Source organism: Pantanalinema rosaneae CENA516 (assembly GCF_050753385.1).
GTDB lineage: Bacteria > Cyanobacteriota > Cyanobacteriia > Leptolyngbyales > Leptolyngbyaceae > Pantanalinema > Pantanalinema rosaneae.
On the sequence record NZ_JBLZFZ010000047.1, the window covers coordinates 13,137 to 35,054 of the forward strand.

Sequence of the window (21,918 nt, forward strand, 5' to 3'; positions counted from 1 at the left end):
GATGGCAAAGAAGGTAGTTGCAATTATTAAGTTGGCTCTCCCAGCAGGGAAGGCTAACCCCGCTCCTCCAGTTGGTCCGGCTCTGGGTCAACATGGAGTCAATATCATGATGTTCTGCAAGGAATATAACGCCAGAACTGCGGATCAGGCAGGTATGGTGGTTCCTGTAGAAATCTCGGTCTATGAAGATCGGAGTTTTACGTTTATCCTCAAAACTCCGCCCGCCTCCGTGTTAATTCAAAAGGCAGCGAAAATTGAGCGGGGTTCCGGGGAACCTAACCGGAAGAAAGTGGGTTCGATTACCCGCGATCAATTACGGGAGATCGCTCAAACGAAAATGCCGGACTTGAATGCCAATGACGTTGAAGCCGCCATGCGAATTGTAGAAGGCACCGCCCGTAACATGGGTGTGACTGTTAAAGACTAACGAACTGTAAACTTGAATCGGGGAAGAGGTAACTCCTCGTTAGAACCCCAGGAGATCAAACATGGCAAAACTTTCTAAGCGGATGCGATCGCTACTGGAGAAAGTAGAAGATCGTTCCTATGCACCATTAGAAGCGCTGGAATTACTCAAAGAAACAGCAACGGCGAAGTTTGTCGAGTCGGCTGAAGCCCATATTCGACTGGGAATTGATCCCAAATACACCGATCAACAATTGCGGACTACCGTAGCACTGCCCAAGGGTACTGGTCAAAGCATCCGGGTCGCAGTGATCGCTCGGGGGGAAAAGGTCACGGAAGCCACCAACGCAGGGGCAGACCTGGCTGGTTCAGAGGAATTGATCGACTCCATCCAGAAAGGCATGATGGACTTCGATTTGCTGATTGCGACCCCCGATATGATGCCACAGGTGGCTAAATTGGGTAAATTACTCGGTCCGCGCGGTTTGATGCCGTCGCCAAAAGGTGGTACTGTAACATTTGATCTACCTCAAGCGATCGCAGAATTCAAAGCAGGTAAAGTGGAATTCCGGGCGGATCGAACTGGGATTGTCCATGTCATGTTTGGGAAAACTTCCTTCCCGACTGAAGATCTGCTAGTGAACCTGAAGGCGCTACAAGAATCCATTGATCGCAACCGTCCCTCTGGGGCAAAAGGTCGTTACTGGCGGAGCATTTTTGTTTCGGCAACCCAAGGACCGTCGATCGAAATTGATATCTCCGCTCTGCGCGATCTGAAATTGGATGCTGCATAAGGATTGCGATAGAGATCATGGGAACATGCCCATGGGTATCTGTTCCCAAATGCTCACTCGGAGGAAAAAGTTTGACTCATTCCTACAACTAAATGACTGAACCAAAGACAGCAGGTGCTTAACGCTTAATCTCCTGCCGAGGTTGTCGCCGCCACTGTTGCCAGTTGACTAACTGCTGGCATGGGCATTTACCGCGTCACCCCGGCAAGCTGTCCGGGGTTTTTTAGTGATGTAGCTGCCGGAATGAGCCGATTTTCAGGAGAGTACCCACTCAAGGAGGTGAATCACGTATGGGTAGAACGCTAGAGGATAAACAAGCGATCGTCGCTGAGATCAAAGAAAGTTTGAGTCAATCTCAGCTTGCGGTTGTCATTGACTACAAAGGGCTTTCGGTAGCTGAAATTACCGATCTGCGTCGCCGTCTGCTACCGAAAGGGGCAGAGTGCAAAGTGACCAAAAATACCCTGATGCGGATTGCGATCGAAGGCGATCCCACCTGGGAAGCGATGACCAATCTGCTCAAAGGTTCCTCCGCTTTCCTGCTGATTAAGGATGATGTTGGTGGTGCGCTTAAGGCATACCAGGACTTCCAAAAAGCCAGCAAGAAAACGGAACTGCGCGGCGGCGTGATGGAAGGTCGGACGTTAACCGAGGCGGATGTCAAGGCGATCGCCGATCTACCGTCTAAGGAACAACTTATGGCGCAAGTGGCTGGTGCCATCAATGGTGTGGCGACCAAACTGGCCGTTGGCATCAACGAGATTCCGGCTTCCCTGGCACGCGCCATTCAAGCCGTTGCCGACAAAGACAAGGAAGCGGCTTAAACACAGGCTGTGGCTTGATGTTGCCCAGGTTAGGTACAGGTCATCGTCTTACTGACTCAGGCGCGATCGCAGTCACCTAACCACCCAATTCCGACCGACTGATCACAAACAAATCGACCATAGGAGTAAATACATGGCTGCTGTTGACGAAATTCTCGAAAAGCTCAAAGGTCTAACTCTGTTAGAAGCGGCTGAACTGGTTAAAGGAATTGAAGAAACCTTTGGCGTAAGTGCGGCGGCTCCGGCTGGCGGCATGATGATGATGGCTCCCGCCGGTGGCGCGGCGGCTCCCGCTGAAGAAGTGGAAGAGAAGACCGAATTTGATGTCGTTCTGGAAGAAGTTCCGGCTGACAAGAAGATTGCCGTTCTGAAAGTTGTGCGTACCTTGACTGGTCTAGGTCTGAAGGAAGCAAAAGACCTGGTGGAAGCCGCTCCCAAGCCAGTTAAGGAAGGGATCGCTAAGGCTGATGCTGAAGATGCGAAGAAGCAACTCGAAGAAGCTGGTGCTAAAGTTTCTGTGAAGTAAGTTTCCTCACACAGACGATGGGCAGCCGGAATCCAAGATTTCCCGCTGCCCATTTTTCATGGCGATTTTATTTAACTCCAGTCACTTACCGTTGCAGACTCCGTGGATCTAAGGCATCCCGCAGACCGTCTCCCAACAAGTTAAACGCCAAAACAGTCAAAATAATCAGTAGGGCTGGGGGCCAGATCAACCAGGGCTGAAGTACCAAAATTGAGGCATTTGTGGCTAAGGACAGCATATTGCCCCAAGAGGGATCGGGTTGCTGAATCCCTAAACCAATCAAACTTAAGACCGATTCCGCCACAATAAAATCGGGAATGGATAATGTCGCGGAAATCACAATATACGTCGCTGTCTGCGGGAGCACATGGCGGGTGATGATGTAGAGCGATTTTCCCCCCATTGCCTGAGCCGCCTGGACAAATTCTCGCTCTTTAATTGAGAGCACCTGCCCCCGGATCACCCGAGCTAACCCAGCCCAACGGATAAAGGACGTAATCAAAATAATCAACAAAAAGCGTTGGGCACTGGTTAACCCTGGCGGTAACACAGCCGCTAATGCTACCAACAGATAAATACTGGGAATGGTCATTAACACTTCGACCAACCGCATTAATACACTGTCGAGCATGCCCCCAAAGTAGCCGGAAATTCCCCCAACCAACATGCCTAGTGGGAAAGAAACGGCAATACCAACAAGTCCAATGCTGAGGCTAACGCGACCGCCATATACCAGACGGCTAAACTGATCACGAGCTTGCTCATCGGTGCCCAACACGTTCCATTTCCCCGGCCCCACCGTACCAAACAAATGCAGGTTAGCAGGAATTCCAGAAAATAATTCCACTTCATCAAACTTGGGATCGCTGAGGGAGAATTGGGTCGGTAAAGGCAATTTGATCTGGAAGAGCCGATATTCATCGCCCTGGACAAACAGCCGGATCGGGGAGGGCTGACTATTATCGATCGTCAAGGTGCGATCGCCTGTTTCCAGATCCACGGGTCCCTGAGTCGTTGGGTAAACATGGGGCCCAATAAACCGACCATCTGGAGTATTCCAATAAATTTGCGTGGGTGGCAACAACGCCCCATCCGGTTGAGAGGCATAGGGATCATAGGGTGCAACAAATTCTGCTGCAAATACGGCAATGTAGAAGATCAGCAACAGTAGGGCACCAAACCGCGCCAGGTTGTTATGTTTGAGTCTTTGCCACCAGTTCATGGAAATCCAGGGTTAACAGAATAATGGAGGGAAGGATATCATCATAGCTTCTCCATCCCTACTCTACTGAGATTCAGCCCTCAGTAGTGGCACACTAATCCCTAGTCATCCTCAAACTGTTCATGTTCGACGACGAATACATTGGAGTGCAAGTTGGCAATAATTTGTTTCCCTTGTTGCGTTAATGCCAGGTATTGCAGCGCATTTTGAATATAGGGAAACACCCCATGCCAGTAGAACTTGGGATAGTTCTTCCGCAGATCCCCAGGATGACTATAGCCCAGGAGTTTATTTACTCCAGTTTCCTCAAATTCGTAGTACAGAGCGCCAATCTTTTTCAGATAACGCGGATCACTGAGTTGACCAATTAAATCAGACGCTCGGATTAAGCCCGGGTAGTTGATCGTATCTTGATGATCTTCTGCCGCCGGTACTGGAAAGCGAGTCAGTTCAATATTGTGTTTGATCGTGTCCACATCGATCAATTTATGCCCGCCAAACCGTTCCTCAATAAATAGCTTGGCGCGATCGACATGGTAAGGAGTCAACGCCGCATCAGAAGACCCTGGCGGCAACACCACCATCTTGCCCTCTCGACCCGTCGCATACTGTCCCGCCTGATCTTGACGGCACACACCCTTGACATAGCCAATGTCATGACAGACCAAGGAAATAATGAAATGCAACCAATCCTCGCAGGAGACCCCCCCTTCGCGAATATGCTTACCGCGTAGAATCTCCTGACCCACCAGCGTGACTAAAATCGAGTGTTCAACATTGTGGTAAAGAGCATCACTATTGGCAATGTTCTCCATCGCCATGCCACCAACCCAGGCAATAATGTCTTCGTAATCTGACTTCAGTCCGCCATAGGTACGGTGGTAGCCTTCCTTAAGTTTTTTGACAAAATCATTAATCAGGAGTTCGGTGGCACTGAACATGCGGGCGGCTCACTAGCGCTACAAGCAATAGACCATGAGACGAGGGAAAAATTAGGGTGAGATCAGCACAGGCGATCGCTCCAACGCTGAATCCAACCGTGAAGCAAACAATTGATGGTAGTGCAGCAGGTGTCAGCCCGAGGCTGGCAAATCAGGATAATTGAGAACAATCAAGAACCCCTGAAACTGGAACAACGCTTGCCAAAAAACTGTAGAACTTTATCCAGTCTAATTTCCTCTTTCACACTCTGACGGTAAATTCAGGGATTTTATGCGGTTACGGTTCAGAGTTACTCTGGAAGATAGAACACATCACGTTTCCAAAGGCGGAGCCAGCATCACTAAAAAACCGGGCAGGATTGCACACTCCATTCCCACCTAACTTATGCAGGGTCACGAGAGTTAGTCCGGAGACGATTTTAGAGGGCGATCGCCGGTCCAGACAAGAGTCATCAGAAAATTATCGGGCAGACAGAAAAAGTGTCGGCGCTGCTTGGCAACAAAATTATTTTTTGATTAAAAACCTCAGAATTTACACAGATTTTCTATCTAATCTTTATGTATGAGTGAAGTGGATATCGAGGATATACGGATGTACGTCAATAGCTTGGATGAGTTGGTCAACAAAACCGAGAAAACTGAGCTAGAAAGAACCTTATTGCAATGTATTGCTGTGCTCAGCACCCATCCCTGGTATAAGGATTTAGATCCAGAAAAGATTTTTGAGTTGATGCGTGGGTTTGGTTCGCGGTTGGAATGGTAGATCGAGTCCAACTCAGAACAATATCAGTAGTCAACCCTCCATGCCTCGATTCATCGTTTCTATCTTTCGGTAGAACAAAAATTGGCACATTGGTAGAGTCAACCAACGGCGAAAAAGACTACTTTAAAAACTACGTTTAACTAACACGAAGTTGTTGAAATCTTATGGCTAAGGTAGAACGGCAAACAGTTATTGATAGCCCTGAATACCTGCAAGGCTATCGGGATGGACAACGAGATTCCCTGGCAAAACCCCGCAGAGGTACAGGCGACGGCATTCTCGGAGCCTTATTAGCGATCGCGCTGATCGGTGGATTGGGGTATTTGGCGTATGAGTATGCAATTGGCAATCTGGTAATTCCTCAAGTTCGCATTGAAACCCCAGGAAGATAAATCAGGTTAGCAGCGGATCATAGGTTCAAGCGGTTCAGCAAGATGATCAGGGCTTGGGTACATGAAACTAATCCTTACCTGACAACAAAGTTTGCAAATATTGTCCCCACTTCGCTGCTAACTCCGGATCAGTAAACGGAACGGCGATCGTGCGGTCAGTCTCCACAAACTCCAGTAGCGTCCGACCTTTCCGAGGGGGCGTTGCCAGATCCACCACCTGATCATTCACCCGCAATTGAATTGAGTTCACGGTCTGTAGGGAAAAGGTTTCTACCGCGATCGGATCCTGCCGCGTGGGTTTGCCCCAGGTAATTTCCGTTCCTTTCTGCCCTAACACCGCATAGATATCATATTTCGCCCGATCGAACTGAGCCGCCCACAGCTTATAGGCTTCCACCTTCTGGTATTCATGCCAGCCTGCCCACGCCAGCCCAATAAACAGTGCCAGCAGTGGCAGCCAGAAAAGACCCCGTTCCATACTCGCTAAACCCGACTACTGAGTTCCAGTTGCCCCATTGCCTGCTTGCGGCTTTCCAACACCTGCATCACGCCTTTGGCGATCGTTTCCACGATTGTGCGATCGCAGGTCGCCAGAAACTCCTCACCCGACAGATTGCCTTTAAAGAAGTCCTTTGCCTTGAGCAACAAGCGGCGAGCTTCGGGAAAACCAACTGCCTTGATGATATAGGTTGCCGTCGGTGAATTCTTCACATCGTAGGTAGAAGACTTACTCCGCCCTTTCTCTAAGATCTCCATCACCTCCTGTTCTAGTGGGGTTTCCGGCGGTAGCATCATTGGAATATTTGGCAGATAGGTTTCCAACTGCGCTACCGAGCTACTGTGAGCCGACGGCAACTCACCCATCATCGTCGCTAGAGGAATGTCCTTACCAATGCGTAGAGACAATGCTTCAATCACCGCGATCGACAGCAACTTACTGCCCAGGTATAACCGAGCCACTTCCAGATTCTTGCGAGTCCGGGCAATCAATAATTGGTAGGTTTCATCATCTGGCTCATCCTGATATTGCTGAAACACCAATTCCGGCTTCAGGAAGTTCATAAAGCCTTCCATTTTTTGCATCGAGATTCGGAACCCCGACACCGTGTAAGAGTTGGTGTTGGCTAAATCATGGTTCGTTTCCGGCAGCAGGTTCCAGGTATTATCCAGAAACTCAGCGGAAGCAGGATAGGCAAAATTTTCCACATCCCGATTTGCCAGCCGTACTGCCCGTTTGACGATCGCGGTCAGTTCTGCCCCATCCCAATCCAACCCAAACCGTTGATTCACCTGCACCAGGCGATCGTACAACCGCTCTCCAGCCGTTTGCCCCGCTTCGCTGCGTGGTCGGAAGGGAATCGTCGCCTCAATGCACGCCGCAATCCGCACAATCATCGGCGCTGGCAGAGCATGTTCCAGACACTTAGCCGCAATTAGCGCACTTAAATATTCATTTTGTCCAGCCATCGGCACTAAGTTTTGCCCTGGAGCAAAGCCAAATACCTGCGTCACCATTTCAAACAAGCGATCGTCCGGTAGTTCTGACGGTGGTAAAATCACCAATTGCCCATTAATTTCTTTGACGAAGGGAGCAATATAACGGCTGATGTTGACACTGACCCCTTGATCAACCTGAACATACACCAAGTCATGAAATAGAGCTGCCAGGACTTCGATCGCATCCCCTTTGCCACCCACTTCAAAAATATGTTCTGGCGTATGGAAAAACCGCCAGGGTCCCGTCATCGTTTGAATAATCAGTTCAGCCGTTTTAGACAATTGCGCCGGATCAGCCGTACCACCTAGCTGCTGGATCGCCCAATTAAGCTGCTCTAGACACCGTATATAGTCCCGTTCCAGATCCGGATCTTGTCCAAGCTCCATGATGATTGCTTCACTCCAACATTGAGCGTGATGCACTAAGTTTTCTGAATAGTAGCAAGAATGCTCCAGAGAGGTAACATGGCTTGATACCATTAGCGAAATCTGCGGATTTGCTATAGCAAGACTACCAGGCTACGTGCATTCAGAATGCCCAGAAGTTCACTGCGATGCACAGACTTCTTTACAACTTTAGAGTTTGTTGCGATCAAGTGCAGTGATCTATGGTGCAAATCTTCAGATTCTGAGCAAGCAACCATTGAACCTCACCTGCCCTTAGGCTGACTGCACCCGCACCCAACCTTTCACCTTCTGCTCACGTTCTTTCCTTGCAATATGTCCAACGAGACTGCTGTCACCATTACTGTTCCTGCCACCACAGCCAACCTGGGGCCGGGGTTTGACTGCCTGGGAGCCGCCCTCACCCTGCATAACCAGTTTACCTTTGCCCTGCAACCCACAAATTCCCAGCCAGTCACGATTACTGCCACGGGACAAGAAGCCGATCGTGTCCAAACCGACACCAGCAACCTGGTCTATCAAGCCTTCGCCAAGTTTTACCAGGAACTAGGTCAACCAATCCCCGCCGTGACGATCGATATCCAGTTAGGAGTTCCCCTGGCGCGGGGCTTAGGCAGTTCGGCGACGGCGATCGTCGGCGGCTTAGTGGGAGCCAATGCCCTGGCAGGCTTACCCCTCTCCCAAAAGGCAATTCTGAATATGGCAGTGGCGATCGAAGGGCATCCCGATAATGTTGTCCCCGCTCTTTTGGGTGGCTGTCGGTTAGCGGCAACTGGGATCAATATCGACTGGGAAATTTGTCAGATTCCCTGGCATGAGGGGATTGTGCCTGTAGTCGCCATTCCCGACTTTGAGCTATCGACCGCCGAAGCCAGACGGGTGTTGCCTACCAGCTACAGTCGTGCCGATGCCATTTTTAATGCGGCGCATCTGGGCTTACTCCTACGGGGACTAGAAGCCGGGATGGGCAAATGGTTACGGGAAGGCTTACAAGATCGGATTCACCAACCCTATCGGCAGGCCTTAATCCCCGGTTATGCAGCGGTAGAACAGGCGGCCGTCGATGCCGGAGCTTACGGATTGGTGATTAGTGGTGCGGGGCCCACATTACTCGCACTGACCAGCCGCGACCAGGCAGACACAGTGAAATCCGCGATGGCAAGCGCCTGGACAGAGCAGGGCACCAATGCCGAGGTGCATATTCTCACCTTAGATCAAGCGGGAGCCACGATCGCTGCTGCCCAGCGCTAAAGCAATCTTGGAAGGCACAGTAGGGTAGGGGAGAACACTCTCCTATCAGGATGGGTTCGTTGAAAGATGGGGTTCGATGCAGCACTACGATCGGTTACGTCTGGCAATGTTTAGCGGCAAGGGTGGAGTCGGCAAAACGACGCTTGCCTGTGGGTTAGCTCGCGATTGGGCACATCGATTTCCGCAACAATCTACCCTATTGTTATCCACCGATCCAGCCCACTCATTAGGCGATGTGTTGCAAATGACGGTAGGTGATGAGCCTCAATCCCTGCCGGATTTGCCGAACCTTCAGGTACGATCGCTGGATGCCGATCGCCTGTTACAAACCTTTAAAGCCCAGTATGGCGAGGTGCTGGAACAACTGGTTGAACGGGGGAGCTTTGTTCAGACGGAAGACCTCTCGCCTGTGTGGAATCTCAGTTGGCCGGGATTAGATGAGTTAATGGGGATTCTGGAGATCCAACGGCTGCTTCAGGCACAAACGGTCGATCGCATCGTGGTGGATATGGCTCCCAGTGGGCATACCTTGAATCTGTTTGGCTTAATGGGTTTCCTGGATGAGTTTCTCGCTGCCCTGGAACTGTTTCAGGAAAAACATCGGGTAATCAGCCAAACCTTTACCGGACGCTATACTGCCGATGCGGCTGATGACTTTCTGCACACGATGAAAGCCGATCTAGCCAATGGTCGGCATCTGCTACAGGATCAGACGCAAACCGCTTGCCTGGTGGTGGCGATCGCTGAACCGATGAGCCTACTGGAAACTCAACGCTTTCTCGATGCGCTCAATACCCTAGCCATTCCCTGTGGTGGTCTATTCATCAACCACATCCTCCCCACCGGCTCAACCTCCCCAGCCCATTGCGATCGCCGCGCCGAACAACACCAGATCCTGCAAGACTTTCTCACCCTGGCAGATCCCCGTCCCGTTTGGCTCGTCCCTGAGCAACCCGAGGAACCCGTAGGCGAGATCGCCCTGGATGCCCTGATCGCCCACATCACCCCCGCTCACACTCTCACACCGATTGCCGCCCCCAACCTGCCCCAACCTGCCAAACTCCTGCCCAGCTTGAGTGATTTTGTCACCGAATCCCGTCGCCTACTCTTAATTGGGGGTAAGGGGGGCGTTGGCAAAACCACGGTGGCGGCGGCGATCGCCTGGAATATGGCACAACAGCATCCCGATCGCGCCATCCAGGTGATTTCCATTGATCCAGCGCACTCCCTGGGGGATGCCCTGGGACAGACCTTAGGACATGAACCAGCCGCGATCGCCCCTAACTTGACTGGGCAGGAAGTCGATGCCGATCGGGTATTAGAGCAGTTTCGGGCAGACTACCTATGGGAATTGGCGGAAATGATGAGTGGCGAGTCAAGCGATGAGGCAGCAACCTTGCAAATTGCCTATGGCCCAGTCGCCTGGCGCAAAATCGTGGCGCAAGCCCTGCCAGGAATTGATGAAATGTTGTCCCTGATTACCGTCATGGAATTACTGGAGTCGCACCAGCAGGATTTGATTATTCTCGACACGGCTCCCACCGGGCATCTACTGCGGTTTCTGGAAATGCCCACTGCTTTAGGAGACTGGCTTGCCTGGATTTTTAAGCTGTGGATCAAGTATCAGGATGTGGTCGGACGCGTCGAGTTGATGGGACGGCTCCGCACCTTACGGCAACGGGTGATGCAAGCCCAAAAGCACCTCAAAGATCCACACCATACAGAATTCATTGGCGTGGTGCAAGCCCAATCCGCCATTCTTGCCGAAGCTCAACGGCTGACTGAGTCCTTAGATCGCTTAGGCATTCGCCAACGGTATATCGTGCATAACCGCTACGACGCTGACCAGGAAATTGACCCCGATCGCTTTCCTGACCAAACGATCGTGCGGCTCCCCAACTTACCCCGATCAATTCCCCCGATCGCCCGGATTCAACTGGCAGCAGAATTACTGTTCTAACCCATCGCTAAAAAATGCTGGCAGTAGAGTCAGACTGGGTAGAATGTAAGTACCAATTCGCCTCAGTCGAGCGCAATGTTTGATAGTATCCTGCCGCTACGAGCGATCATCTTTCAGATGTTATTTTTACTGGTGACGATCGCGCTGGAGGGGTTAGTTTTCTTCAAGAACCTGAACCTGGATTACAAGACCAGTATGCGGTATGCCGCCGTACTGAATCTCTTTTCCACCTTTCTAGGGTGGCTATTTTTTTTTCAGATCAATCAGTTTTTACCGGAAGATGTGCAACGTCAGTTTATTAGTTACATCTTTTTCGATCGCTTCTTTCCCAATCCCTGGTTTGCGGCTGTCACACCCATTATTATCTTAACGAGCCTAGGTATTTTCATTGGCACATTTTTAGTGGAACTGAATGGTTTAGAGTTATTAGAGTATTTACTCGATAAAACCAAAAGTTCTCAACCTCCCACCGAACATATTGCCCGGTTTCAAGGACGACGGGATCAAATTATTCGGTTTCAGGCTAATACCAAAGCCCATACTCTTTTGATTGCGAATGCGGCTAGCTTCAGCGCGATTTTATTACTACTGCTCATTCGCTGGGTTGAGCAAAGTCAGCGTATTTCTGGATAATCACCGAGCTAATGATTGATGTCTTAAACCGCTTTCTGACAAATATCATCGGTATCCTGGGTACATTTCCCTGGCGTATTGTCCTATTTACCCTGATTGTTTTATTTGCTTTTTCAGTTATCTTCAAATTTGGCATTCGCTTTCCTCTACTGACATTATTTGGGTTAAAAGAAGTATTTGATCCCCTTGCTAAAGCGGTCATTCCAACTAAAGCTGATTCCTGGCAAAGCTTAATTTGGATTAGTATTTTTTCCTGGATTACCTCACTGTTATTAGAGGGATATTATCAAGTCATTGTGGCATCGATCGGCTGGTTATTTTTGATTCCCGGCTTTCATTGGTTCCTGCATGGTGACAAGATCAAAAAAGTATTGACAATTAATCGAATCTTTATCGCTCCCTGGCTTACAGGAGCAATTATCTGTTTATTTCTATTTGCTACACCTAATCAAATTCCTCAAATTGCCTTTGTTGTCTGGCCGATCATTTCAGCTACGATCGCTGGGCTACCAAAATTTATTAAATCCGGTTCAGAGTTCAAAGTTCCCGCCCCACCTGATCGTCTGGAACTGAGTATTTTATTTCTGTTTAATTTAGTCCTCAGTTGTTGGATTCAACTTTGTTTTTCCACCCAGGTTTGGTTAACCCAATACCCTACCCTGCGGGCCGATGATATGAGTAATAGTGCCTTTGTGGTACAACTGAATCCCCAAACTCGTCCGCGATCGCGGGGCATCGAAATTCTTAATCAGGTCGAGCCACTCTTAGAAACAGAATTAGCCACCAAATCCTGGTCGCAGGTCGAACGGTGGTTGCTCGATTTCAACCAACAAGTGAGTGCGCTGCAAACCTCTGTGATGAATCAAATTCCTGGGTTTCCCGAAAACTCCCTCTGGCGACTGGAAGGTCGAGTCTTACCCGGGCGAGAGTATGCGGTGCAATTCCTGTTAGTCTGGCAGGGCCCCACTGCCGAAGCGAACGGCTACTACTTCTCCAAAACCTGTGCCATCAGCCAACGCCAACCAGTGGTTCAAGCCAAACAAACGTCACCCGGAGTTGAGGTGCAATGTGGCACGATCGAAGGACCGATCGCTGGAATTCCCGAACCAACGCAGTAAAATCAGTGACGGTCACAGGCAGTCCATCAACACTATGAATCCGAGTAGAACCCTGACAATTACCACAAACGTCTTCCGCGAAGTCATTCGCGATCGTGTCCTGTATTTGATTGGCTTATTCGCCATCTTTTTATTGTTAGCTGCCCGCTTGCTGCCCGAAATCTCGGCTGGCACTCAAAACAAAATTATTTTAGATCTCGGTTTAGCGGCAATGGGGCTATTGGGACTCGTGATTGCCGTCTTTGTGGGCACAGGCTTGGTGAATAAGGAAATCGAAAAACGCACCGTTCTGGTGTTAATCGCGAAACCCATTAGCCGCGCCGAATTCATTGTGGGCAAACACCTGGGACTATCGGCAGTCCTGGCCGTTTTAGTTGCCACAATGACCATCATCTACTGGGGAGTGCTATGGCTCTATCAAGTGCCCTTTCCTGCGGCCAGCATCGCCGTCTCATCCCTCTATCTATTTTTGCAACTCTCGCTGATCACGGCAGTCGCGATCGCCTTTGGGGTGTTTACCAGTTCCCTGCTGGCGACCCTGCTGACGTTTGGGATCTATTTTATGGGCAGTTTCAGTCGCGATTTAGTCACCCTCGGCAAACTCAGCAAAAATCCAGCGATCGAGAATGTGACCAATACAATCTATCTCGTGCTGCCGGATCTGGCTCGGTTGGATTTAAAGAATCAGGCGGTATATGGGCAACTCCCTAGCCCTGAACTGCTACTGACTAATCTTGGGTACGCAGTTCTTTACATGATTGTGCTGCTGGCGATCGCGACGTTAATCTTCTCGCGTCGCCAATTTTAGCGACTTCCACTGACTGTCTCTAGCGCCAGAGCTTATTCTCAATTTCTCGAATCTGCCGTTCCAAACGATCGATCCGTCCCCGCAATTCATCCATTTCCGACTGCCGGGGGACACCAATATCCTGTAATAAATTTCGTAACTGCCGCTGCATCTGGGTTTCAAAATTACCCTGCTCCGACTTCAGCGTCTGCATCAAATCATCGACCACGACCTTCGCCTGCTCAGGATTCAGTTTGCCATCTTTTACTAACTCATCGCTCACTTCCCGCAACTTGTCAGCGACTAAAGACGTTGTCCCGACACCTAGCATTAATAGCTGTGTTAGCCAATTGTTGTTATCCATACTGATTTCCTGAAATAACAGTCCTGACGGGGTCAAGGTAATAGTACAAGCTATTACTCCGCGATCGTGACAGACCACTTTCCCTATTCTGGCAAATCTATTCTCCGTTCTCTGGGAGTAATTACCGAACGCCAACTTCAGTCGTTATACTCCCTCTAATTCCGCCATTCCCAGGAAGGCTAATTCACGTTGGCAGGGTAAACTGACCACAGATGCTTGAGGAAGCGATCGGTTTTTCATACTCTGCGTAGTCTTACCTGAACAACGATTTTCTATTTGTAAAAAATTTTGTATACTGAGTCTTTAAAGCTTGCATCAAGACAATGTAAGTTTCACGTATACTAAAGAGCTACTGTAGTTAATTGTTGAGGTTACTCAACAGACCAGGCCTCAGGTGTCTGAATCCCCGAGCTCGCGTTCCCTGTTTGATCGCTCACTTCTAAAACCCAGATATCTATTGAATCCTAGCGGTTATCAACCATCTGGTTGAATTGCTTTTTCTCTCTGCTTAAAGGGTGCATGATGCTTGAGAACGTTTGCAAACCACTGTTTTGCAATGAATAATCACTTAACTCACAGTATCTATGTTTACGCACCCCAACCCTGATCGAACAGAGGTATCCATGTCCGGTACTCCAGCTTTCGATGGGAAGTTACCGACCCGGATTTTGCTAGTAGAAGACAACGACGCAAATCGCCGCTTGCTGAGTGACTTCCTCAGCTTTTGTGGATACAGAATCCACAGTGTCGCCACTGGAAGCGACTTCTTCGCCGCCCTAGACGAATTTCAACCCGATCTCATTCTACTCGATTTGAAATTGCCAGGAGTCGATGGGTTTACGCTCCTGGAACAACTTAAACACTCCATGGAGTGGCAACATATTCCCGTGATTGTCATCTCTGCATTTGCCTTCAAAGCTGATCAACAACGGGCGATCGCATTGGGTGCTAGCCAATACCTGATCAAACCAGTGGGTTTGGAAAGCTTAAAGCAAGCCGTTTCCCAAGAATTACAGTGCCTGAACTAATTGCACTCATGATCCGCAACCTCGCCACACCTGCGTTCCAAACTCTGGCAGCGGATACCTGTGTCCGTCAGCACCATATCTAGGCTTGCCGCTGCTGGGCAATGTAGTCTTCAATAATTTCCGCCAACGTCCGTACAGACATGCCAACAGCTAAAACATTTGGTTCTAATTCGGTAGATGACAATGCCAAGGTTTGCAACTCATTTAGTAGTGAATCAATTACATCACGTACTTGCGCTTCAAATTCATTGATATTCATAGGTTTAAGGTTACGTGTGACGTTCAGGCTAGTTTAAACATATACATTTCGCCCTGAAAACTTTCCGTACCTCTAACTAAATCGTGAAAATAAAAAAGTAACGGGCTGAAGTTAAAGCATCGATGAAGTTACACCCGATTTTCCGGATTTCTGATTTCCCATGAGTTCACCATCCTGTGCGAATCTGAAGGATGCAGAGTTGAAAGCGCGATCGTATGGTGATTGAGTGGCTCAAGATTAAAGTTGATCCGCAGTGGCGAGAAACCTATATTCAGAAAGATGCAGAGATCTGGAACAGTTTCCTGTCCAAATATCCTGGCTTTCTGGGCAAAGAAGTTTGGATTAACCCAGAGATACCGGATGAAGTGATCTTAGTCATCCGTTGGGCAAACCAAGCGGCATGGGATGCTGTACCGGCGGCTGAACTAGCCGTGATTGAGCAAGCCTTCGATCGGGCGATGGGTGTAGGAACCTATGAATTGGTAGAAGGCAAAGGCTATCAAATTCGCAAGTTTCCGCAATCCGGCACGTAACCCGCCCCACAATATTCCGACGCAAATGTCTCTGTTCATGGTATTATCACCTTTGTATGAAGGGGAGTAGCTGCTGATCCCATCGATCCAGCCCGTCTGAATCAACATACTGGTGATGAACCTGGTTCAGACGATGGTTTTGCCCAAGGTATGGGGGTTTGTGCCAGGTCACAACCCGTTACCAACCTTAGTCAAGCTAGAAGCGAGACCTTCACTAAGTTCACAGTCCTTGTGAGCTTGGTGAAGTTGTTTATCTTCTCTCATCAAGCTCACTTGGATGCCCTACCCAAGCGAACCTGAGGAGCCTGAGAGAGAATGTTAGCCGCCTTCACTGCCGGTTTATTATTAATTACAATCTCTGAGTTAGGGGATAAAACCTTCTTTATTGCCATGCTGCTAGCCATGCGGCATTCCCGCCGATTGGTGTTTCTGGGAGTGGTAGCCGCGTTAGCCGCAATGACTATGCTATCCGTATTGTTAGGGCAAGCCGCCTCCCTCCTGCCAAAACTCTGGATTCACTATGCCGAAGTGATCCTGTTTCTCGGGTTTGGCATCAAACTTCTCTACGATGCCAAGACGATGACAGCGCAAACTCCCTGCGGCGATGAGGTTCAGGAGGCGCAAGCGGCGATCGCAGAATCCGCCTTAACTCTCAATCCGAGCCGCCTTCAGCAAGGGGTAGTTTTGCAAGCCTTTGCCCTGACCTTTGCTGCCGAATGGGGCGATCGCACTCAGATTGCCACGATCGCCCTGGCGGCCTCCAATAATCCCTGGGGAGTCACGGTCGGAGCCACCTTAGGTCATGCTATTTGTGCCGCGATCGCGGTTATTGGTGGACGATTCGTGTCCGGGCGACTATCTGAACGCACAGTTACTCTATTGGGGGGAATCTTATTCCTGATCTTTGGTATCGTGGCGCTAGTGGAAGGCGCGTAACTATGGGGATGGGCTAGGAGCTGGATTAGCGGCATCGGGCGATGGGACTGGAACGGGAGCGGCTACCTCTGGTGGCGTTCCCCCTGGCGCTATCCCCGTTGGCGGATTGCTTGCAGGCGACCCTCCAGGGGCTACAGCATTGGGCGGTACCGGCGCATCTCCTGCTAGAAGCTTGATTTGATCTTTGTAACGGGCTGGAGCTAACTCAGCCGCCGAGTTGAATAGAGGCTTGGCATCGTCGGCTTTTCCTTGTGCCTTCAGTGCCAGTGCCTTACCTAAGACAGGGCGGAAGTCCTGCTTATCCAACTTGGTCGCTTCATCGTAAATCGCGATCGCTTCACTATAGCGCTGCTGATCCGCATAAACGCCACCCAAGATCACCTGGACAGACGGGACATCTATGCTACCTGCCTGCACCTGATTGGCTTGAGGAGCGGCTTTCAACGTATCTTGCAACAAGCCGATCGCCGCTTCAGGACGATTCTGTTTTTGCAGTAAACCCACTAACCCTACTAAGGCATTGAGATCACCGGGTTTCGTTGCCAAAATATTGCGGTAGACCTGCGCGGCTCCCTCTGGATCTTGGAGTTGTTGTTTTGCCTGAGCCAGCAACACCGCGTAATAGGTTTCGTTCGGATTCAGCTTCGCTAATTTCTCAAGGGGCTCGATCGCGCCTTTGACATCTCCCAACGCCAAACGAGCTTCCAGTAACCCGCGTAAAGCCGTGAGATTCTCCGGCTCTCGCTGGAGAACTAACTCATATCCCTTTGCCTGCGCTTCTAGTTCTTCCTTCTTGGGTGCGGCACTGGCAGATGGGCTAGGAACTGGGGAACTACTTGCAGTAGTCTTTGCCTGACTGTTATTCACAGCATCCAGTAAAAACGGAATAGTCGAAAACCCGACAAAGGCAAGCACTGCCAGAATCAGGACAATATTGATGAACCAGTTGCGCTTTTCAGCCACGGAACTGCCTTGAACTCTAATGCCATTCCATTATCAACTACAAATCCAATTTGCAACGGACATGACAGTTTTCTTTGTACTCTTTCCGTTTAGTGCGATCGCTACGACGGCAGGCACAACAACAGTCGGAATTTTTACAAACTCAACGGTTTATTTGAAATGTTTTAGGGCATTCTAAACCTGAGTTCGTTTCATCACCCTGCCTAGACTACCGTAGGAAAAAGATGGCTCACGTCACCCCCCGTATCATCCCAGCAGGATTACCCGCATGATGGATTTAAGCATTCGTCTGCAAGAACCGAGATTTTGGTTTCTCAGCAGTGCTGCTGCCTTTGCCGCCCTTCACCTGACCCTAGTCAACCGAGCGGGTCATTCAGAGCTACTGACTACAAGCCTGTTGTTTTGGGTCGTTGCCGCTTCCTTAATCTGGGAGCAGCGCCATAGTTTAACCTTTGACAGCAGTTTAGGGGCAGGCGCGATCGGAGCAGCAATCATCGGATTTACGCTCCTACGCAGTACCGCTTTGCCCGATGCCACAACCTTTCTCCATCTATTACCACTCGTCTGCTTCTTTGGTTTAGCGCTACTTGCCTCTGGCTGGCGTGGGCTACGCCAATATTGGAAAGAGTTGCTGATTTTTGGGCTACTAGCCATTCATCCGTTTTTGGAGATTTTCCTCCAGGTGATTAATCTCTCTAAACTGACGGCAATGACGGCAGCCTTTCTTTTGAAGTATATGGGGTTTCTCGTCGAACGAGATGGCATTTTTTTGAATATGCCCACGGGCAGGGTGGAAGTCTATGCCGCCTGTTCTGGTATTCAAAGTACCCTGCAAATGCTGAATATCTCTGTCCTGTTTTTGATGATGTTCCCACTACGCAATCCTTTACAACGTTTTTTTTGCCTGAGTGTAGGCGTGTTGCTGGGCTATTTCGTCAATGCGCTGCGGGTAGCATTAATGGCAATTTTAGTCGCGTTCTCCAACCGACAGGCATTTGAATACTGGCATGGCGGCGATGGGTCGCTCATTTTTTCCGCCTTAGCGGTCGTGTTGTTCGGCGGTTTTTGCTGGGTGACATTTTTACGCAACTCTAATCAAAAGCCAGATTCGGGAGTAGAGGCCAATGCTTAAGTCGATCGCTCACCCGTTGCGCCTAACCTTACTGGCATTCACCCTGGGCGGAACGCTGCTGGTATTGGCAAAGGCGATCGCAACTCCTAAAAGTGATACCGTCACCGTCGATCCGGGTCGCACTCTGGCAAAAACCGTCCCGATTACCGGATGGCAATTGATTGAGAGTACGGCGATCGAAGATAAAAATAAACTTGAGCCCGGTGAAAGTCCAGCCAACGGTCAACGCTATCGGTATCGCCAGGGTAATACGTCGATCGATGTCGATCTCCGGCATATTATTGGCGACGGGAATGTTAGCCGCTTTCTGTTTGTCTACAGCCCGATCCGGGAAGGGAATGCCAAACTCAGTGATGGCATCCGTAACCAGGCTAACATCGGATATTATGGAGTGCTGACCCATCAGGGGCGTGCCTATTTAACGGCCTGCATTAACGCGCGGGGCGGTAGTACAGTGACCGATCAACAGTTCCGGCACAATCGGCTGAAGTATGACGTTCAGATCAGTCGCATTTTTCCCTGGCTCTGGGGACAGGAGCCTTTAATGGATCATCGCTGTTTATGGACTCTCATGTCTACTCCAGTTCAATCTGCGACAACGTCTGAAGCAGTAGACTCACAGGAAGCTTATCAAGAATTAGAGACTGCATGGGCTTCCTGGTATCAATGGTGGCAGGCTAATTACCCACCATCCTCATTCTGAATCCTGATCTAGGAGGAGCCAACGTTATGGCTGAATTGTCGAATGATTCCAGTGAAAATCGTTCAGTATACCGATTGCGCTGGGTTGGCTACGGATTTCTCGTGTTTGCTCTGGTCGATTTAATTGCCAGCTTAATCCCGTCCGAAACCTTTACAAACAACACTTCTCAATGGCTATTTCAAACGATCGGGAAACTGGTTGAAACATCGGTTGTCCCGCTACTTGGCTTTGCCTTTGTGTTTTTTGGGGAATTCTTTGCCCGAGCCGGAATCGAAAAAATTCTGTTAAAAATTCTTTCCTGGGTGTGCCTGCTCCTGACTGTAATCTCTTTATTGTTAATTCCGCCGTTAATTGGTAGCACATTGCAATTGACCAGTCAGAGTCAGGCGCAAATTAATCAAGCGTTACAGCAGGAACAAACCAAAGCAGATCTGCAATTAACGCAAATCACCCAACTGGAATCACAACTGAACAACAGCAACCCTGAACAACTTGAACAGCTCAGATCCCAGTTGACTCAATTGAACATTGGACCCATTCCAAACAATCCTCAAGAACTGAAAACCACTGTTCTCAGCCGAATTAAAGAGGCTAGAGGCAAAATTGAAACTGGCAAAAATACGTTACAGCAACAGGCTGAAGCCAGACAGGCTAGCCAACGCAACGAACTCCTGAAAAACAGTGTCAAATGGAGCATTGGGGCGATCATTGCCGCCGTCCTGTTCTTTATTCTGTGGAAGAGTACAGGTTGGGCTCGCGCTTAAACGTGGATTAACAACCGTCTAACCTTGCTTGCATTCAGAGGGGCGATCGGCGATCGCCCCTCTTTGGTCATTTCACCTAAACATCCACCACATTGGCGTTGTCGAGGATGCTAGACCCACTCATTTCCAGGGGCAGGTAGACCGTCATCACTTCTCCCTGCTGGGGACGCTGCCGCACAATTAACTTACCGCCCATTGCCTGAAATAGATTCTTTGTCACCGATAAATTTAAGGTAAGACTGCCTGTTTCCGGTTGGAACATTAACACCTGGCCGATCGCCTTCACGGCGGGTGGGTGAGTCTCCGGCATCGCAAATGCCATCTTATTTGTTTCCATCCCGGCACAGTCCGCATTCAGACAGGACTGAAGTTGTAGCTTAAGTTGACTTCCAGCTAACGTGACTTCCACCTGAATATGACTTCCTGCCGGGAGACTCCGCGTAAACCGTTCAATCAAACTGGTAAGTGCCTGATCCAGCATGGTCGGATCACTGACGATCGCAGGCATCTTTGGCGGTAAGGTGACATCGAGGGTCATCTGCCGTTGCCCAGCCTGTTGCTGCCAGCGCGGAATACTTTGCTGAAACACCTGTGCCAGTGAAGTCCGGGTCAATGGCATGGTCGGCTTCTGGTGGGCGGAGGTTTCCAATTCCACCGCTCGGAAAATTAAGCCAAACCGATCGATCTGTTCGTTACACTCGCGATCGATCACCGACAGGCGCTTGATTACATCCGCCGGTAAGTCCCGCCGCTTCAATAACAAGCGGGTCAGCGTCCGAATCGTACTCAGGGGAGTGCGGACTTCATGGGCGATCGCCTTCAACAATTCCACATCAAAACTGGGCGGATCGGGTAAGGTGTAGTCCGCGATCGGGCGTGTCCCCTGCGATCGCTCGCGACCCAACTTGCGATGTTTCATCATCTCCTGACGTGGATGGGGCAGTTCCTCCAGAGGCTCTGGCAAATGTTCCAGCATCAACTGGCTAAACTGCATCACCGTTCGGTAGTCCGGGGTAATGGGCGGAAATTGCTGCACTAATTGATCCAAATGATCAATCTGATGCGAACTCATCAGCAGAATCCGGGGACGAAGTGCCTCCCATGCCTGTTGCACCACCTCAGGAGCAAAGGAAAACATGAAGGCAGGTTCCTCGGTCAAACTTTCCCCCAGCACCATCACGAAACTAAACCGCGACGTGAGCACCAGGCAAAACTGTTCGGCGGTCAGGGGATCTCCCGGTAACAAGGGCAAGCTAGGCAGGGGGGGATCACACGCCATAACTGATTCAGCCGCCGGTAGCAGTTGAAAGGGGGTGCGGTGACTGTCAGGCAGCGAGTTGGCAGTTAATGTCCAGGTGGCAAATGATTCCACCAACTCAGGCTGACTCAAGATCGGCAGTGGGCCGGATAGCACCATGCCCTGAGTCAGGGATTCTGCGACATCGATCGTGCGATCGCTGTCCAAATCCCCCATGTCGGTTGCCAGCAACGAGCGTTGCAATAACACACTTAAGGCGGCGATCGCGCCTCGCCATTCCCGTTCTGCCCGAACCTGCTGTAAGGCAACCCGGTTCGCCAGCCGCCGTGGAGAGGATGGGTCTGAGGCAGAAGACGATCTCTCTGCGCCCCGACTCATAATCCAACTTGGATCACCCAATGCCAAAATTTCACTTAAGGTCGGCAATAACCATTTCGGCACAAATCCACCCCCTCGTATG

The 21,918-nt window shown here is 50.0% G+C and carries 25 protein-coding genes and 1 other annotated feature; of the genes, 17 read left to right on the forward strand and 8 right to left on the reverse strand.

The features are described 5' to 3' along the window. Position 1: 1 nt before the first annotated feature. From rplK to rplL, 4 genes are all read left to right on the forward strand, one after another. Entirely contained in the window at positions 2-427 is a 426-nt protein-coding gene (gene rplK, locus ACN4EK_RS22890) for a 50S ribosomal protein L11 (RefSeq protein ID WP_431660623.1), read from the forward strand. A gap of 61 nt (positions 428-488) precedes the next feature. Further along, the gene (rplA, locus tag ACN4EK_RS22895) at positions 489-1,199 is read left to right on the forward strand and encodes a 50S ribosomal protein L1 (RefSeq protein WP_431660624.1); all 711 of its coding nucleotides are present in this window, start codon (positions 489-491) and stop codon (positions 1,197-1,199) included. 83 nt (positions 1,200-1,282) lie between these two features. After that, positions 1,283-1,433: a sequence feature (ribosomal protein L10 leader region), on the forward strand. 56 nt (positions 1,434-1,489) lie between these two features. Beyond that, positions 1,490-2,023, forward strand: coding sequence for a 50S ribosomal protein L10 (rplJ, locus tag ACN4EK_RS22900; RefSeq protein ID WP_431660625.1), 534 nt, complete (start codon positions 1,490-1,492; stop codon positions 2,021-2,023). A 133-nt stretch (positions 2,024-2,156) separates the two neighbouring features. Then, the gene (gene rplL / locus ACN4EK_RS22905; protein WP_431660626.1) at positions 2,157-2,549 is read left to right on the forward strand and encodes a 50S ribosomal protein L7/L12; all 393 of its coding nucleotides are present in this window, start codon (positions 2,157-2,159) and stop codon (positions 2,547-2,549) included. 85 nt (positions 2,550-2,634) lie between these two features. On the opposite strand, the gene ACN4EK_RS22910 is transcribed toward rplL, so the two are convergent. Then, positions 2,635-3,771: an ABC transporter permease gene (locus tag ACN4EK_RS22910; protein ID WP_431660627.1), complete on the reverse strand. Its 1,137-nt coding sequence runs from the start codon at positions 3,769-3,771 to the stop codon at positions 2,635-2,637. Between the two features lie 101 nt (positions 3,772-3,872). After that, positions 3,873-4,712 carry an Npun_R2479 family HD domain-containing metalloprotein gene (locus tag ACN4EK_RS22915; protein ID WP_431660628.1) on the reverse strand — a complete coding sequence of 280 codons (840 nt, stop codon included), beginning with the start codon at positions 4,710-4,712 and terminating at the stop codon, positions 3,873-3,875. Positions 4,713-5,274: 562 nt separating this feature from the next. Here ACN4EK_RS22915 and ACN4EK_RS22920 point away from each other — a divergent pair. Together ACN4EK_RS22920 and ACN4EK_RS22925 are read left to right on the forward strand one after the other, a co-directional pair. Beyond that, positions 5,275-5,475: a hypothetical protein gene (locus ACN4EK_RS22920; RefSeq protein WP_431660629.1), complete on the forward strand. Its 201-nt coding sequence runs from the start codon at positions 5,275-5,277 to the stop codon at positions 5,473-5,475. 164 nt (positions 5,476-5,639) lie between these two features. Next, positions 5,640-5,867 (forward strand): hypothetical protein, encoded by a 228-nt coding sequence (locus tag ACN4EK_RS22925; protein WP_431660630.1) that lies wholly within the window; start codon positions 5,640-5,642, stop codon positions 5,865-5,867. A gap of 67 nt (positions 5,868-5,934) precedes the next feature. On the opposite strand, the gene ACN4EK_RS22930 is transcribed toward ACN4EK_RS22925, so the two are convergent. Together ACN4EK_RS22930 and ACN4EK_RS22935 are read right to left on the reverse strand one after the other, a co-directional pair. Further along, positions 5,935-6,345 (reverse strand): hypothetical protein, encoded by a 411-nt coding sequence (locus tag ACN4EK_RS22930; protein WP_431660631.1) that lies wholly within the window; start codon positions 6,343-6,345, stop codon positions 5,935-5,937. A gap of 5 nt (positions 6,346-6,350) precedes the next feature. After that, on the reverse strand, positions 6,351-7,751 hold the full coding sequence (locus tag ACN4EK_RS22935) for a hypothetical protein (RefSeq protein ID WP_431660632.1): 1,401 nt from the start codon (positions 7,749-7,751) through the stop codon (positions 6,351-6,353). Positions 7,752-8,084: 333 nt separating this feature from the next. On the opposite strand from ACN4EK_RS22935, the gene thrB reads away from it, so the two are divergent. The 5 genes from thrB (at position 8,085) to ACN4EK_RS22960 (ending at position 13,539) form a co-directional block, all read left to right on the forward strand. Next, the gene (gene thrB / locus ACN4EK_RS22940; RefSeq protein WP_431660633.1) at positions 8,085-9,020 is read left to right on the forward strand and encodes a homoserine kinase; all 936 of its coding nucleotides are present in this window, start codon (positions 8,085-8,087) and stop codon (positions 9,018-9,020) included. A gap of 76 nt (positions 9,021-9,096) precedes the next feature. Beyond that, positions 9,097-10,980 carry an ArsA family ATPase gene (locus ACN4EK_RS22945; RefSeq protein WP_431660634.1) on the forward strand — a complete coding sequence of 628 codons (1,884 nt, stop codon included), beginning with the start codon at positions 9,097-9,099 and terminating at the stop codon, positions 10,978-10,980. Between the two features lie 75 nt (positions 10,981-11,055). Beyond that, the gene (fraC, locus tag ACN4EK_RS22950) at positions 11,056-11,613 is read left to right on the forward strand and encodes a filament integrity protein FraC (protein WP_431660635.1); all 558 of its coding nucleotides are present in this window, start codon (positions 11,056-11,058) and stop codon (positions 11,611-11,613) included. Between the two features lie 11 nt (positions 11,614-11,624). Further along, positions 11,625-12,731, forward strand: a complete 1,107-nt coding sequence (locus ACN4EK_RS22955; RefSeq protein ID WP_431660636.1) for a DUF5357 family protein — start codon at positions 11,625-11,627, stop codon at positions 12,729-12,731. Between the two features lie 34 nt (positions 12,732-12,765). Further along, positions 12,766-13,539, forward strand: coding sequence for an ABC transporter permease (locus tag ACN4EK_RS22960; protein ID WP_431660637.1), 774 nt, complete (start codon positions 12,766-12,768; stop codon positions 13,537-13,539). Between the two features lie 19 nt (positions 13,540-13,558). Here the strand turns inward: ACN4EK_RS22960 and ACN4EK_RS22965 are convergent, their stop codons facing one another. Next, the gene (locus ACN4EK_RS22965) at positions 13,559-13,882 is read right to left on the reverse strand and encodes a phasin family protein (protein WP_431660638.1); all 324 of its coding nucleotides are present in this window, start codon (positions 13,880-13,882) and stop codon (positions 13,559-13,561) included. Between the two features lie 623 nt (positions 13,883-14,505). Between ACN4EK_RS22965 and ACN4EK_RS22970 the strand changes: the two genes are divergently transcribed. After that, positions 14,506-14,910 (forward strand): response regulator, encoded by a 405-nt coding sequence (locus ACN4EK_RS22970; RefSeq protein ID WP_431660639.1) that lies wholly within the window; start codon positions 14,506-14,508, stop codon positions 14,908-14,910. Between the two features lie 79 nt (positions 14,911-14,989). On the opposite strand, the gene ACN4EK_RS22975 is transcribed toward ACN4EK_RS22970, so the two are convergent. Continuing rightward, positions 14,990-15,169 (reverse strand): hypothetical protein, encoded by a 180-nt coding sequence (locus ACN4EK_RS22975; protein WP_431660640.1) that lies wholly within the window; start codon positions 15,167-15,169, stop codon positions 14,990-14,992. A gap of 215 nt (positions 15,170-15,384) precedes the next feature. On the opposite strand from ACN4EK_RS22975, the gene ACN4EK_RS22980 reads away from it, so the two are divergent. Then, a complete protein-coding gene (locus ACN4EK_RS22980) occupies positions 15,385-15,702 on the forward strand; it encodes a TIGR03792 family protein (protein WP_431660641.1) in 318 nt (105 codons plus the stop codon). A gap of 315 nt (positions 15,703-16,017) precedes the next feature. Further along, positions 16,018-16,638 carry a TMEM165/GDT1 family protein gene (locus tag ACN4EK_RS22985; protein WP_431660642.1) on the forward strand — a complete coding sequence of 207 codons (621 nt, stop codon included), beginning with the start codon at positions 16,018-16,020 and terminating at the stop codon, positions 16,636-16,638. On the opposite strand, the gene ACN4EK_RS22990 is transcribed toward ACN4EK_RS22985, so the two are convergent. Continuing rightward, on the reverse strand, positions 16,639-17,601 hold the full coding sequence (locus ACN4EK_RS22990; protein ID WP_431660643.1) for a tetratricopeptide repeat protein: 963 nt from the start codon (positions 17,599-17,601) through the stop codon (positions 16,639-16,641). A 268-nt stretch (positions 17,602-17,869) separates the two neighbouring features. On the opposite strand from ACN4EK_RS22990, the gene crtA reads away from it, so the two are divergent. From crtA to hpsJ-A, 3 genes are read left to right on the forward strand one after another with little or no spacing between them, the layout of a single operon-like run. Further along, positions 17,870-18,733: a cyanoexosortase A gene (crtA, locus tag ACN4EK_RS22995; protein WP_431660644.1), complete on the forward strand. Its 864-nt coding sequence runs from the start codon at positions 17,870-17,872 to the stop codon at positions 18,731-18,733. After that, complete coding sequence (locus ACN4EK_RS23000) at positions 18,726-19,436, forward strand: cyanoexosortase A system-associated protein (protein ID WP_431660645.1); 711 nt, start codon at positions 18,726-18,728, stop codon at positions 19,434-19,436. Before crtA ends, ACN4EK_RS23000 begins: the two co-directional genes overlap by 8 nt. Positions 19,437-19,462: 26 nt before the next feature. Continuing rightward, entirely contained in the window at positions 19,463-20,200 is a 738-nt protein-coding gene (gene hpsJ-A / locus ACN4EK_RS23005; protein ID WP_431660646.1) for an HpsJ-like protein, cyanoexosortase A-associated, read from the forward strand. Between the two features lie 76 nt (positions 20,201-20,276). Here hpsJ-A and ACN4EK_RS23010 read toward each other — a convergent pair whose 3' ends face one another. Beyond that, positions 20,277-21,899, reverse strand: coding sequence for a sensor histidine kinase (locus ACN4EK_RS23010; protein ID WP_431660647.1), 1,623 nt, complete (start codon positions 21,897-21,899; stop codon positions 20,277-20,279). Positions 21,900-21,918 lie beyond the last annotated feature (19 nt).